The following is a 14,284-nucleotide window of genomic DNA, read 5'->3' as shown; positions in this document are numbered from 1 at the left end:
GCGATCGTGCTGGTGGCGATCGGCCACGCGTGGGAGCCGCTGCGCGACGACAGCCGGGTGGTCAGCGCGCTCTACAACTTCGTCTACGCCTTCCACATGCCGGCGTTCATCGTCATCTCCGGGTACTTCTCGCGGAGTTTCGACGCGAGCCCCGGCCGGATCAGACGCCTGGTGACCGGGGTGGCCGTGCCGTACGTCGTCTTCGAGACGGCGTACACCCTTTTCACCCGCTGGACCGACCAGGAGCCCGACCGGCCCGTCAGCCTGCTGGACCCCCTGTACCTGACGTGGTTCCTCGCCGCGCTGTTCGTCTGGCGGCTGACCACGCCGTTGTGGCAGCGCGTGCGGTGGCCGCTGCCGATCGCGCTGACCGTCGCGGCGCTCGCCACCCTCTCCCCCGACATCGGCAACGACCTCGACCTGCAGCGGGTCCTGCAGTTCCTGCCGTACTTCGTGCTCGGGCTGTGCCTGCGGCCCGAGCACTTCCGGCTGGTGCGGCGGTGGCGGGTGCGGCTGCTGGCCCTGCCGGTGCTGACGGGCGCGGTCGCGGTGTCGTACTGGGCGGAGCCGCGGATGACCGGGGCCTGGTTCTACCACCGCGACAGCGCCCAGGAGCTGGGCGCGTCCGCGTGGTTCGGGCCGGTGATGACGCTGGCCGCCTTCGGCTTCTCGATGGTCCTGGTGGCCTGCTTCCTGTCCTGGGTGCCGGGCAGGCGGCTGTGGTGCACCGCGCTGGGCGCCGGCACGCTGTACGGCTACCTGCTGCACGGCTTCGTCGCCCAGGGCTCCAAGTACTGGGGCTGGTACTCGCCCGGCTGGATCCACCGCCCGCTCGGCGTGCTCACCGTCACGCTGGCCGCCGGCACCGTCGTGACCCTGCTGTGCACACCGCCCGTACGACGCGTCTTCCGGTTCGTCGTGGAGCCGGACATGAGGTGGGCGTTCCGGAGGGAGCCACGCGAGCGGCCTGCGGTTCCCGCGCAGACCCGCGAGCCGGGAACCCGGACCGGCTCCCGGACGTTGTCCTGACAAGCACCGAGCGATACCGAGGAGTCACCCCTTTGTCCGCCAGACCGACGGACCCCCGGGGACCAGGTCCCCGACCGTCCCGCCGCGGTGAGCCCCACCGCGGCACCCGGCCGGACGCCCCCTGCCGGCCGTCACGCACGTGAGTACCGCGAGCGCCGTCTGGGGTCTGCTGGCCGTTCTCCTGCTGACCGCGGGCACCGGCTACTTCGTGGCCCAGGAGTTCGCCTACGTCTCCGCCGACCGCCTCGCCCTGGCCCGTGAGGCGCGGGCCGGGGACCGCCGGGCCGCGCGGGCGCTGAAGGTCCTCGAGCGGCTGTCGTTCATGCTGTCCGGCGCCCAGCTGGGCATCACGGTCACCGGCCTGGTCGTCGGCTTCATCGCCGAGCCGTCGGTGTCCGCGCTGCTCGGGCCCGCCCTGTCCGGCGTCGGCGTCCCGGACGCGGCCGTCACCGGCGTCTCCGTGGTGCTCTCCTTCGCCGGCGCCACGGTGGTGCAGATGGTGCTGGGCGAGCTGGCCCCGAAGAACCTCGCCCTCGCGGTGCCCGAGCGGCTGGCGAAGGCGCTGGCCGCCTCGACGCTGGCCTATCTGAAGGTCGTGGGACCGGTCGTGCGGATCTTCGACGACGCGGCGGACCGGCTGCTGCGCCAGACCGGTATCGAGCCGGTCGAGGAGCTGCACCACGGCGCCACCCTGGAGGAACTCGGCCACATCATCGGCGAGTCGCACGAGCGGGGACGGCTGCCCAAGGACACCGCCGAGCTGCTGGACCACGCGCTGGAGTTCTCCGAGCGCACCCTGGACGAGGTGATGGTGCCGCGCGCGGACACCGTGTTCGTCCGGGCGGACGCGAGCGCCGCCGAGGCCGTCGACCTCATCGGCAAGTACGGCCACTCCAACTATCCGGTGCTCGGCGAGCACCCCGACGACGTCGGCGGCGTGCTGGGCGTGCGCGAGCTGATGCGGCTGCCCGCCGACCGGCCGGCCGCGACGAGCGCCGGCGCGCTCGCCCGGCGCGCACTGCTGCTGCCCGACACCCTCCCGCTGCCGCAGGCGGTCGAGCGGATGCGGGAGCGGGACGACGAGTTCGCGGTCGTGCTCGACGAGCACGGCGGCGTGGCGGGCGTCGTCACCTACGAGGACATCGCCGAGGAACTGGTCGGCGACATCGCCGACGAGTCCGACACCGTCACCCGTCTCGCGGTCGCCGACCGCGACGGCTGGCTGGTGGACGCCGGGCGCCGGCTGGACGAGGTCGCCGAGGCCACCGGCATCGAGCTGCCCGCGGACGACGACTTCGACACGGTGGCCGGCCTGGTCGTGGACCGTCTCGGCCGCTTCCCGGCCGTCGGCGACCGGCTCACCGTCGAACTGCCCGACGGCGGCCGCGCGGTGATCGACGTCCGTGCCGTGGACCGGCACGTGCCCGAGCGCGTACGGATCACGCGGCCGACGCGACCGAGGGAGGAACGGCGTTGAGTTTCCCGATGGCCCTCTTCGTCACCGTCGTCCTGCTGATCGGCAGCGGCTTCTTCGTGGCCGCCGAGTTCGCGCTGGTCGCCGCCAAGCGGCACCGCATGGAGAAGGCGGCCGCCGAGGAGCGGCGCGGCGCGCGGGCCGCCCTGGACGGCATGCGCGAACTGTCGCTGATGCTGGCCGGCGCCCAGCTCGGCATCACCGTCTGCACCCTCGGCCTGGGCTCGGTCTCCAAGCCGGCGATCTCGCACTCACTGGACCCGGTGCTGCGCGCGCTGGGCCTGCCGAGCGCGGTCAGCTACGGCATCGCGTTCGCCGTCGCCATGATCGTCGTGGTGTTCCTGCACATGGTGGTGGGCGAGATGGCCCCCAAGTCCTGGGCGATCGCGCATCCGGAGCGCTCGGCGATGCTGCTCGCGCCGCCGTTCCGGGCCATGGTGACGGCCGTACGCCCGCTGATCTCACTGCTCGACACCGTCAGCAACGCGCTGGTACGGCTGTGCCGGGTCACCCCGCGCGACGAGTCGGCCTCCGTGCACAGCCGGGAGCAGCTGACGCACCTCGTCGCCGAGTCGCGGCGGCTGGACCTGATCAGTGAGAGCGACGCCGAGCTGATCACCCGCTCGCTGACCGAATCCGAGACTCCGGTGGGCGCGCTCCAGGTCCCGGCCGCGCGGATCACCTCGGTGGACGCCGCCGCCGATGCCAAGGAGGTGCTGCGCGCGGCGGCGGCCGGCGACCGCACCCGCCTGCTGGTCCGCGACGGCGACCGCGTCCTCGGCTCCGTGCACGCCCGGGACGCCCTGGTGGCCCGCGCCCGGGGCCGTAGCACGCGCGCGCGGGACATGGCCCGTCCGGTGCCCGAGCTGGCCGCGGACACCACGGTCGCCGACGCGATCGACGTCCTGCGCGCCCACCGCGCCTCCCTCGCCGTCGTCCGCGACGGCGCCGGCCGGCTGACCGGCATGGTGACCCTGGACGACCTGCTGGCCCGCTTCCTGCAGCCGGGGGCGGCGTAGCCGGGGGAAAAGCGAAAGACCCCTGCAGAACAGGGGTCTCAGCTGGTGTCCGAGGGGGGACTTGAACCCCCACGCCCGATAAAGGGCACTAGCACCTCAAGCTAGCGCGTCTGCCATTCCGCCACCCGGACCAGGTGTCTGCCGCCGGACAGGGGGGTGTTTCCCGCGGCGACAGACACAACAATACCAAGGTTTCGGAGTGCGTTTCACCTGCGTATCCGTGTGCGTCAGGGCATGAGGTGGTAGTCCGGGAAGTTCCCCGGCAGCCGCTCCTGCGCCGGGCCCCGCGTCACGGCGCGGACGAGGAGTTCGCCGCCGACGAACGCCCCGCGCCAGGACGCGCCGAAGCCGCCGAAGAGCTCGTCGCGGTCGCCGCGGGAGCGGGCCTTTCCGTGGCCGACCTTGAACGCGCGGATCTGCGGGGCGAGCCGGTCGAACGTGGACCGGTCGTCGGTGGAGAGGGTGGCCACCAGCGCTCCGTTGGAGGCGTTCATGGCGGCCAGCAGTTCCGCCTCCGTGTCGACCAGGACGACGGTGTCGACCGGGCCGAAGGGTTCCGCGTGGTGCAGCGGCGAGGACGGCGGCGGGTTCAGGAGCGTGACGGGCTGGACGTACGCCGAGGTGTCCTGGCCGGGCAGGAAGCGGGCGTCGGCCTCACGGCCGCGGTGCAGCGGCACGGCGCCGCGGTCGACGGCCTCGGCGACCTGGTCGCGCAACTCCTTGGCCTTGGCCGCGTTGATCACGGGTCCGAAGTCGAGCGCGGGGAAGGGGTCCTCCGGGCGTTCCACGGCGAGCGGGTGCCCGACCCGCAGCGTGCGCACCGCCGGCAGGTAGGCCGCGAGGAAGTCGTCGAAGAGCCGCCGCTGGACGACGAAGCGCGGGTAGGCCGTGCAGCGCTGCTTGCCGTAGTCGAAGAGCCTCGGGATCACGGCCGCGAGCGTGTCCCAGTCGGAGTGGTTCCAGATGCCCCAGGTGTTGAGTCCCTCCTGTTCGAGGATGTGCCGTTTGCCGAGGTCGGCGACGGCGGTGGCCACGGCGGCGCCGGTGTCGCGGCCGCCGACGAAGGAGACGCAGCCGATCTCGGGCGCCCGCACCAGCGCCTGGGACAGCTCTCGGCCGCTGCCGCTGACGAGGGTGACGGGGAGCCCCTCGCGGGCGGCGAGCGCGCAGGCCAGGGTGAGACAGGCGAGGCCGCCGTCGGTCGGGGTCTTGGCGATCACCGCGTTGCCCGCCAGCGCCTGCACGAGCAGGGCGTGGACGAGGACGCTCATCGGGTAGTTCCAGCTCGCGATGTTGGACACCGGGCCGTCCAGCGGGGCGCGGCCGTCGAGCATCGGCTCGGTGCCGTCGACGTACCAGCGCACCCCGTCGACGGCCCGGTCGACGTCCGCCTGCGCCAGCCGCCAGGGTTTGCCGATCTCCCAGACGAGGAGCAGGGCGAGCAGGTCGCGGTGGGCGGTGAGGGCGTCGAGGGTGGCGGCGACGCGGGCCCGGCGTTCGTCCAGGGGTACGTGCCGCCAGGCGCGGTGCCGGTCGAGGGCGGCCCGTACCGCCTGGTGCGCGGTGGGGCCGTCGAGGCGGGGCGGGCCGGCGATCGGGCTGCCGTCGACGGGGCTGGTGGCGGGCAGGGTCCGGCCGTCGGCCTGCCAGGTGCCGGCCCAGAGGTTGAGGACGCGGTCGTCCCGGAAGGCCTCCGGGGCGGCGGTCAGGCAGCGCTGCCAGGCGTCTGCCCAGGAGGTGCCGGATTTGAGGGTGAGGGTGGGGGTGGGGGTGGCGAGGGTGGATGCCATTCGGTTGCTCCGCTTCCGGTGCACAGTCGGGGGCGGGGAGATGTATGGCTCACGTCAACCATGAGTGAGCGACCGCTGCTCTTCCAGACGTGCGAGCACGAGTTTCGCCGTTTCCGTCGGTGTGCTGCCCACACGCACCCCGGCCGCCTCCAGGGCCTCCTTCTTCGCCTGCGCGGTGCCGGTGGAGCCGGAGACGATGGCGCCCGCGTGGCCCATCGTCCTGCCCTCGGGGGCGGTGAATCCGGCGATGTAGCCGACGACGGGCTTGGTGACGTGGTCGCGGACGTAGGCGGCGGCGCGTTCCTCGGCGTCGCCGCCGATCTCGCCGATGAGGACGATCAGTTCGGTGTCCGGGTCGTCCTGGAAGGCGGCGAGGCAGTCGATGTGGGTCGTGCCCACCACCGGGTCGCCGCCGATGCCGACACAGGTCGAGAAGCCGATGTCGCGCAGTTCGTACATGAGTTGGTAGGTGAGGGTGCCGGACTTGGACACCAGGCCGATGCGGCCGGGCTTGGTGATGTCGGCGGGGATGATGCCGGCGTCGGACTGGCCGGGGGTGATCAGGCCGGGGCAGTTAGGGCCGATGATCCGGGTGCCCTTCCGCTTCGCGTACGCGGTGAAGGCGACGGAGTCGTGGACCGGGATGCCCTCGGTGATGACGACCGCGAGGCCGATGCCGGCGTCGGCCGCCTCGACGACGGCCGCCTTGGCGAAGGCCGGGGGGACGAACACGACGGTGACGTCGGCGCCGGTCGCCTGGATGCCCTCGGCGACCGAGCCGAAGACGGGCACGGCGCGGTCGTCGAAGTCGACGGTGGCGCCCGCCTTGCGCGGGTTGACGCCGCCGACGATGTCCGTGCCGGCCGCGAGCATGCGCCGGGTGTGCTTCATGCCCTCGCCGCCGGTCATGCCCTGGACGAGGACCTTGCTCTCCTTGGTGAGATAGATGGCCATGTCCGTCTCCTCAGGCGGTGGTGGCGAGTCGGGCGGCGCGCAGGGCGGCGCCGTCCATGGTGGTGGCCTGCTGGACCAGCGGGTGGGCGCGCTCGTCGAGGATGGCGCGGCCGCGGGCGGCGTTGTTGCCGTCGAGCCGGACGACCAGCGGTTTGGTCAGCCGTACGGTGTCCAGCGCCTGCACGATGCCGTCGGCGACCGCGTCACAGGCGGTGATGCCGCCGAAGACGTTGACGAACACCGATTTCACGTCGGGGTCGGAGAGGATGACGGACAGCCCGTCGGCCATGACCTGCGCGGAGGCCCCGCCGCCGATGTCGAGGAAGTTGGCGGGGCGGGCGCCGCAGCCGGCGACGACGTCGAGGGTCGACATGACCAGTCCGGCGCCGTTGCCGATGATGCCGACCCCGCCGTCCAGCTTCACGTAGTTGAGGCCCTTCGCGGCGGCCGCCGCCTCCAGCGCGTCGTCGTGCTCGACGTCGTCGGCGCCCCAACGCGACTGCCGGAAGCGGGCGTTGTCGTCGAGGGTGACCTTGCCGTCGAGGGCGAGGATCCGGCCTCCTTTGGTGCGCACGAGCGGGTTCACCTCGACGAGCAGTGCGTCCTCGCGGACGAGCACCTCCCACAGGCGGACGAGGACGTCGACCGTCCGCGCCGGCAGCCCCGCCGCCTCGGCGATCTCGGCCGCCTTCGCCGAGGTCACGCCCTCGGCCGGGTCGACGGGGATACGGGCCACGGCCTCTGGCCTGCTCGCGGCGACCTCCTCGATCTCCATGCCGCCCTCGGCGGAGGCGATCGCGAGGAAGGTGCCCGCGGCCCGGTCGAGGACGTAGGAGACGTAGAACTCGTCCTCGATGTCGACGGGTTGGGCCAGCATGACCGTGCCGACCCGGTGGTCCTTGATGTCCATGCCGAGGATCTGGCGGGCCGTGAGCTCCGCGGCGGCCGGGTCCGCGGCGAGCTTCACGCCGCCGGCCTTGCCGCGCCCACCGGTCTTCACCTGAGCCTTCACCACGACGCGCCCGCCGAGGGCGCGGGCGATCTCGCGGGCCCTCTTCGGTGAGTCCGTCACCTGGGCCCTCGGCACCAAGATGCCGTGTTCCTCGAAGAGTTCCCTTGCCTGGTGTTCGTACAGGTCCATCTCGGCTCCTGTCTGCGAAGTCATCGCGAGGCCGAACTCCGATGACTGGAAAGTGCCGCACGCCCCCTGGACACCACCCACCGGATGCGGGATAACAAGGTTCATACAGTATTCGTCGACTGTATGCAATGTACCGCGAGAGCGTTCCCACCCCCTACGAAGGGACAGGACTTCGCCATGCCCGACGACACCCAGGACGTGATTTCCGGCGGTCACCTCGTCGCCAAGGCTCTGAAGGCCGAAGGGGTCGACCGCATCTACACGTTGTGCGGCGGCCACATCATCGACATCTACGACGGCTGCGTCGACGAGGGCATCGAGGTCGTCGACGTACGACACGAACAGGTCGCCGCCCACGCCGCCGACGGCTACGCCCGTATCACCGGCCGGCCCGGTTGCGCGGTCGTCACCGCGGGCCCGGGGACGACCGACGCCGTCACCGGTGTCGCCAACGCCTTCCGCGCGGAGTCCCCGATGCTGCTGATCGGCGGTCAAGGGGCCCTCACCCAGCACAAGATGGGGTCCCTGCAGGACCTGCCGCACGTCGACATGATGACGCCGATCACCAAGTTCGCGGCGGCCGTGCCGGACACGGCGCGCGCCGCCGACATGGTGTCCATGGCCTTCCGCGAGTGCTACCACGGCGCGCCCGGGCCCTCGTTCCTGGAGATCCCCCGCGACGTGCTGGACGCCAAGGTGCCGGTCAGCAAGGCGCGGGTGCCGAGGGCCGGTGCCTACCGCGCCTCGACCCGCTCGGCCGGTGATCCCGAGGCCATCGAGAAGCTCGCCGACCTGCTCGTGCACGCCGAGAAGCCGGCCATCCTGCTGGGCAGCCAGGTCTGGACGACCCGTGGCACCGAGGCGGCCGTGGATCTCGTACGGACCCTCAACATCCCCGCGTACATGAACGGCGCCGGCCGTGGCACCCTGCCGCCCGGCGACCCGCACCACTTCCAGCTCTCGCGCCGGTACGCGTTCTCGGGCGCCGACGTCATCGTCATCGTCGGCACGCCCTTCGACTTCCGCATGGGCTACGGCAAGCGGCTGTCCCCCGAGGCGACGGTCGTCCAGATCGACCTCGACTACCGCACCGTCGGCAAGAACCGCGACATCGACCTCGGAATCATCGGCGACGCCGGGCTGGTGCTGAAGTCGGTGACCGAGGCGGCCTCAGGACGCCTCAACGGGGGCGCGGCCAAGCGCAAGGAGTGGCTGGACGAACTGCGCGCCGCCGAACAGACCGCGCTCGAGAAGCGGCTGCCGAGCCTGAGGTCGGACGCCTCGCCGATCCACCCGTACCGGCTGGTCAGCGAGATCAACGACTTCCTGACCGAGGACTCGATCTACATCGGCGACGGCGGTGACATCGTCACCTTCTCCGGGCAGGTCGTCCAGCCCAAGTCGCCCGGGCACTGGATGGACCCGGGACCGCTCGGCACCCTCGGCGTCGGCGTCCCCTTCGTCCTCGCCGCCAAGCAGGCCCGGCCCGACAAGGAGGTCGTCGCCCTCTTCGGCGACGGCGCCTTCTCCCTGACCGGCTGGGACTTCGAGACCCTCGTCCGCTACGACCTGCCGTTCGTCGGCATCGTCGGCAACAACTCCTCGATGAACCAGATCCGTTACGGCCAGAAGGCCAAGTACGGCGAGGAGCGCGAGCGGGTCGGCAACACCCTCGGCGACGTCCACTACGACAAGTTCGCGCAGATGCTGGGCGGTTACGGCGAGGAGGTCCGCGACCCCGCCGACATCGGCCCCGCCCTGCGCCGCGCCCGCGAGTCGGGCAAGCCGTCGCTGATCAACGTCTGGGTCGACCCGGACGCGTACGCCCCCGGAACCATGAACCAGACGATGTACAAGTGAGGTGAACGCCCGTGACCCGCACAGCACTTGAGGGCATCCGCGTCCTCGACATGACCCACGTCCAGTCCGGGCCCTCCGCCACCCAGCTGCTGGCCTGGCTCGGCGCGGACGTCGTCAAGCTGGAGGCCCCGAGCGGTGACATCACGCGCAAGCAGCTGCGCGACCTGCCGGACGCCGACTCCCTCTACTTCACGATGCTCAACTGCAACAAGCGCAGCATCACCCTCAACACCAAGACCGAGCGCGGCAAGGAGATCCTCACCGAGCTGATCCGCCGCTCGGACGTCATGGTCGAGAACTTCGGCCCGGGCGCGGTCGACCGCATGGGCTTCACCTGGGACCGTATCCAGGAGATCAACCCGCGGATCGTCTACGCCTCCATCAAGGGGTTCGGGGACGGCCCGTACACCAACTTCAAGGCCTACGAGGTCGTCGCGCAGGCCATGGGCGGGTCGATGGCGACCACCGGTTTCGAGGACGGGCCGCCGCTGGCGACGGGCGCCCAGATCGGGGACTCGGGCACGGGCGTCCACGCCGTGGCGGGCATCCTCGCCGCGCTGTTCCAGCGCGAGCGCACCGGGCGCGGCCAGCGGGTGAACGTGGCCATGCAGCACGCGGTGCTGAACCTGTGCCGGGTGAAGCTGCGCGACCAGCAGCGCCTGGCCCACGGCCCGCTCGCCGAATATCCCAACGAGGACTTCGGCATCGAGGTCCCCCGGTCCGGCAACGCCTCCGGTGGCGGCCAGCCGGGCTGGGCGGTCAAGTGCGCGCCCGGCGGCCCGAACGACTACGTGTACGTCATCGTGCAGCCCGTCGGCTGGCAGCCGATCAGCGAGCTCATCGGCCGGCCCGAACTGGCGGAGGACCCCGAGTGGGCCACCCCCGAGGCCCGGCTGCCCAAGCTCAACAAGATGTTCCAGCTGATCGAGGAGTGGTCCTCGACGCTGCCCAAGTGGGAGGTGCTGGAGCGGCTCAACGCGCACAACATCCCGTGCGGGCCGATCCTGTCGACGAAGGAGATCATCGAGGACGAGTCGCTGGTCGCCAACGAGATGGTCGTCACCGTCCCGCACCCCCAGCGCGGCGCGTTCACGACCGTCGGCAGCCCGCTGAAGCTGTCCGACTCCCCCGTCGAGGTGAGCAGTTCACCGCTGCTCGGCGAGCACAACGAAGAGGTCTACGTCGGCGAGCTCGGCCTCGGCGACGAGGAGCTGCGCCTGCTCAAGTCGAACGGAGTGATCTGACGTGATGGCGGAAGACCGGGAGCTCAGGGTGCGCTCGCTCCTCGACGCGGTGCGGGCCGAGGGGCGGACCGCGCTGACCGCGCCCGAGGGCAAGGTGATCGCCGACGCGTACGGGATCGCCGTACCGGGCGAGGAGTTGGCGCGGGACGTCGACGAGGCCGTCGCCTGTGCGGCGCGCTTCGGCGGGCCCGTGGTGATGAAGATCGTCTCACCGGACATCCTGCACAAGACCGACGCCGGCGGAGTGATCGTCGGCGTCGAGGGCGCGGCGGACGTCCGGGCCGCGTTCTGCAGGATCATCGAGAACGCGCGGGCGTACGACGCTGACGCGCGCATCGAGGGCGTGCAGGTCCAGGAGTTGCTGCCGCAGGGGCAGGAGGTCATCGTCGGCGCGGTGACGGACCCGACGTTCGGGAAGGTCGTCGCGTTCGGGCTCGGCGGGGTGCTCGTCGAGGTGCTGAAGGACGTGACGTTCCGGCTGGCGCCGGTGAGCGCGGACGAGGCGCTGTCGATGCTGGACTCGATCCGGGCGGCGGAGATCCTGCACGGGGTGCGCGGTGCGCCGGCCGTGGACCGGTGGGCGATCGCCGAGCAGATCCGGCGGGTGTCCCAACTCGTCGCGGACTTCCCGGAGATCGCGGAGGTGGACCTCAATCCGGTGATCGCCACGCCGGAGGGCGCGGTCGCCGCCGACATCCGGGTGATCCTCGCCGAGGAGCAGCCGCCACCGCGCAGGACGTACACGCGCGAGGAAATCCTCACCTCGATGCGCCGGTTGATGCAGCCCCAGTCGGTCGCCGTGATCGGCGCCTCCAACGAGCAGGGGAAGATCGGCAATTCGGTGATGCGCAACCTCATCGACGGGGGTTTCGCCGGGGAGATCCACCCGGTGAACCCCAAGGCCGATGACATTCTGGGCCGCAAGGCGTACAAGAGTGTCACCGACGTTCCCGGTGAGGTGGATGTGGCGGTCTTCGCGATCCCCGCCAGGTTCGTGGCCTCGGCGCTTCAGGAGGTGGGACGCAAGGGGATCCCGAACGCCGTGCTGATCCCCTCCGGGTTCGCGGAGACCGGCGAGCACGAACTCCAGGCGGAGATCGTGGAGATCGCCGAGCGGTACGGCGTCCGCCTCCTCGGTCCGAACATCTACGGCTACTACTCCACCTGGCAGGACCTGTGCGCCACGTTCTGCACGCCGTACGACGTCAAGGGCGGGGTGGCGCTGACCTCGCAGTCCGGCGGCATCGGGATGGCGATCCTGGGCTTCGCCCGCACCACGAAGACAGGCGTGTCGGCGATCGTCGGCCTCGGCAACAAGTCGGATTTGGACGAGGACGACCTGCTGACCTGGTTCGGCGAGGACCCGCACACCGAGTGCATCGTGATGCACCTGGAGGACCTCAAGGACGGCCGCGCCTTCGTGGAGGCGGCGCGGGCGACCGTGCCGAAGAAGCCGGTGGTGGTGCTGAAGGCGGGCCGTACGGCGGCCGGCGCCAAGGCCGCCGGCTCGCACACCGGGGCGCTCGCCGGCGACGACGCCGTGTACGACGACATCCTGAAGCAGGCCGGTGTCATCCGGGCGCCCGGGCTCAACGAAATGCTCGAGTACGCACGCGCGTTGCCGGTGCTGCCCACCCCGCAGGGCGACAACGTCGTGATCATCACCGGGGCCGGCGGCAGCGGCGTCCTGCTGTCGGACGCGGTGACCGACAACGGCCTGTCCCTGATGGAGATCCCGCCGGACCTCGACGAGGCCTTCCGGAGGTTCATCCCGCCGTTCGGCGCCGCGGGCAACCCGGTCGACATCACGGGCGGCGAGCCGCCGTCGACGTACGAGGCGACGATCCGGCTGGGCTTGGAGGACCCGCGCATCCACGCGCTCGTGCTCGGCTACTGGCACACCATCGTCACTCCCCCGATGGTCTTCGCTGAACTCACCGCGCGCGTGGTCGCCGAGTTCCGCGAACGCGGCATCGAGAAGCCCGTCGTGGCCTCCCTCGCGGGCGACGTCGAGGTCGAGGACGCCTGCCAGTACCTGTACGAGCGCGGGGTGGTGGCGTACCCGTACACGACCGAGAAGCCGGTGGCCGTGCTCGGGGCGAAGTATCGCTGGGCGCGCGCTGCGGGGTTGCTGTGATCCCGGCGGGGACTGCCGTGGCGCCGGCGCGCGAGCGGGGTCGGCCGGGGGGCCGGGGGTTGTCCCCCGGGCGGGACACGGCCCGGTGGGCGCGCGTCGCGGGGTTGTCGGGGGGCGGTTCATGACGTGAGCCATGCGCGGGGCCGGCCGGCAGTGCGGCCGGCCGGCCCCGGGACCCGTGCGCACACGAAAGGCATTGGACAGGGGGCGCTGGCCAGAGCTTTCGACGCAAGGGGCACTGAACGATGACAACGACCGACTGTTCGACCTCCGTCCCGTACCGGGAGGTGAGGGATCGCAACGGCCGCGTGTACCGGATCGGCGAGTCAGACGTCGACATCATGGGCCGGACACGCAGGTGGATGGTCATCCTGCCCTGGGTGGGCATGATGGGCATCAGCTCCGCCGAGTACGCGTTCACCTCGGCGGAGGACACGCTCCACGAGGCGCATCTGTGGAGCAGCGGACACATCTTCTGGCTGATGGGCGTCTGGGTGTTCTTCCAGGCGGCCGTGGCCTTCCCGGCAGGGCAGCTGCGCGAGAGCGGCAGGCTGCCGGCCCGTACGGCGATGCTGCTGGGTGCCGTCGGCACGATGCTGGGCTATCTGTCGCTGGCGTACGCGCCGCACGTCGCCGTCGCCTACCTCGGCTTCGGGATGTTCAGCGGCATCGGCGCCGGTCTCGTCTACGCGACCTGCGTGAACATGGTCGGCAAGTGGTATCCGGAGCGCAAGGGCGGCAAGACCGGCTTCGTCAACGGCGGTTTCGCCTACGGGTCCGTGCCCTTCGTCTTCCTGTTCACCTCGTACATGGACCTCGGCAACTACCGGACGGTGCTCGCCACGGTGGGCGTCGGGTTGTGTCTGCTGGTGGCTTCGGCGGGCTGGTTCTTCAAGGATCCGCCGAAGAACTGGTGGCCGGCGCATGTGGACCCGCTCCGGCTGACCGACGACCCGAAGATCCGCCGGGCGCTGGAGAAGAACCCGCCGGCGGTCAGGCAGTACACCCCGAGGGAGGCCGCCCGTACGCCCGTTCTGTGGATGATGTGGTTCTGTCTGCTGTGCACGGCCGGCATCAACGTCTTCGGCATCGCCTTCCAGGTGCCGTTCGGCAAGGACATGGGGTTCGCGGGCGGGGTCGTGGCCACGGCGATGTCCCTGAAGGCGATCGTCAACGGCACCGGGCGGGGCGTGATCGGCTGGATCTCCGACCGTCGGGGGCGCCGCAACACCCTGATCATCGTCTGCCTCGTGCTGGGCACCGCCCAGTTCGGCGTGCTGGTCTCCGGCCAGATGGGCAGCATGCCGTTCTTCCTGTTCTGCTCCATGGTCTCCGGATTCGGCGGCGGGGCGATCTTCCCGCTGTTCGCGGCCATGACGGCGGACTACTTCGGCGAGAACAACAACGCCAGCAACTACGGCATGGTCTACAGCTCGAAGCTGATCTCCGGGCTCGTCGGCTCCGGCCTGGGCGCGGTCGTGGTCGGCGCGTGGGACTACCACGGCGCGTTCGTGCTGGCGGGTTCCATCGGGCTGGCCTCCGCGGTCCTGGCGCTCTTCCTGAAGTCCCCGGGCAGGCCGAACGCCCGGCGCATCGTTCCCAACCCGCACCCGCTCGGCGAGGAGATGGCATAAGC

10 protein-coding genes and 1 tRNA gene are annotated in these 14,284 nt (G+C 71.1%); 7 read left to right on the top strand and 4 right to left on the bottom strand.

Annotated elements, in window-relative coordinates; all coding sequences use genetic code 11:
- The 3 genes from M8J74_RS11820 to M8J74_RS11810 all read left to right on the top strand — a co-directional run.
- A partial coding sequence (locus M8J74_RS11820) for an acyltransferase family protein (protein WP_249836313.1) occupies positions 1-1,029 on the top strand: 1,029 nt, incomplete at its 5' end.
- 139 nt (positions 1,030-1,168) lie between these two features.
- Positions 1,169-2,506, top strand: a complete 1,338-nt coding sequence (locus M8J74_RS11815; RefSeq protein ID WP_249836312.1) for a hemolysin family protein — start codon at positions 1,169-1,171, stop codon at positions 2,504-2,506.
- Positions 2,503-3,522 (top strand): hemolysin family protein, encoded by a 1,020-nt coding sequence (locus M8J74_RS11810; RefSeq protein WP_249836311.1) that lies wholly within the window; start codon positions 2,503-2,505, stop codon positions 3,520-3,522. Before M8J74_RS11815 ends, M8J74_RS11810 begins: the two co-directional genes overlap by 4 nt.
- Positions 3,523-3,565: 43 nt before the next feature.
- On the opposite strand, the gene M8J74_RS11805 is transcribed toward M8J74_RS11810, so the two are convergent.
- From M8J74_RS11805 to sucC, 4 genes are all read right to left on the bottom strand, one after another.
- A tRNA-Leu gene (locus M8J74_RS11805) sits at positions 3,566-3,653 on the bottom strand.
- A gap of 96 nt (positions 3,654-3,749) precedes the next feature.
- Positions 3,750-5,312 carry an aldehyde dehydrogenase family protein gene (locus tag M8J74_RS11800; RefSeq protein ID WP_249836310.1) on the bottom strand — a complete coding sequence of 521 codons (1,563 nt, stop codon included), beginning with the start codon at positions 5,310-5,312 and terminating at the stop codon, positions 3,750-3,752.
- 54 nt (positions 5,313-5,366) lie between these two features.
- Positions 5,367-6,266 (bottom strand): succinate--CoA ligase subunit alpha, encoded by a 900-nt coding sequence (gene sucD / locus M8J74_RS11795; RefSeq protein WP_249836309.1) that lies wholly within the window; start codon positions 6,264-6,266, stop codon positions 5,367-5,369.
- A 10-nt stretch (positions 6,267-6,276) separates the two neighbouring features.
- Complete coding sequence (gene sucC / locus M8J74_RS11790) at positions 6,277-7,407, bottom strand: ADP-forming succinate--CoA ligase subunit beta (protein WP_249836308.1); 1,131 nt, start codon at positions 7,405-7,407, stop codon at positions 6,277-6,279.
- 177 nt (positions 7,408-7,584) lie between these two features.
- Between sucC and M8J74_RS11785 the strand changes: the two genes are divergently transcribed.
- From M8J74_RS11785 to M8J74_RS11770, 4 genes are all read left to right on the top strand, one after another.
- Positions 7,585-9,267 carry a thiamine pyrophosphate-binding protein gene (locus M8J74_RS11785; RefSeq protein ID WP_249836307.1) on the top strand — a complete coding sequence of 561 codons (1,683 nt, stop codon included), beginning with the start codon at positions 7,585-7,587 and terminating at the stop codon, positions 9,265-9,267.
- Positions 9,268-9,278: 11 nt separating this feature from the next.
- Entirely contained in the window at positions 9,279-10,511 is a 1,233-nt protein-coding gene (gene frc / locus M8J74_RS11780; RefSeq protein WP_308406043.1) for a formyl-CoA transferase, read from the top strand.
- A 4-nt stretch (positions 10,512-10,515) separates the two neighbouring features.
- Positions 10,516-12,648, top strand: coding sequence for an acetate--CoA ligase family protein (locus tag M8J74_RS11775; RefSeq protein ID WP_249836321.1), 2,133 nt, complete (start codon positions 10,516-10,518; stop codon positions 12,646-12,648).
- Between the two features lie 245 nt (positions 12,649-12,893).
- Positions 12,894-14,282, top strand: coding sequence for an OFA family MFS transporter (locus M8J74_RS11770; RefSeq protein WP_249836306.1), 1,389 nt, complete (start codon positions 12,894-12,896; stop codon positions 14,280-14,282).
- Positions 14,283-14,284: the final 2 nt, after the last annotated feature.

It is taken from the genome of Streptomyces panaciradicis (assembly GCF_023516615.1).
GTDB classification, from domain to species: Bacteria; Actinomycetota; Actinomycetes; order Streptomycetales; family Streptomycetaceae; genus Streptomyces; species Streptomyces panaciradicis.
This window is presented reverse-complemented; position numbering and strand designations above follow the sequence as displayed.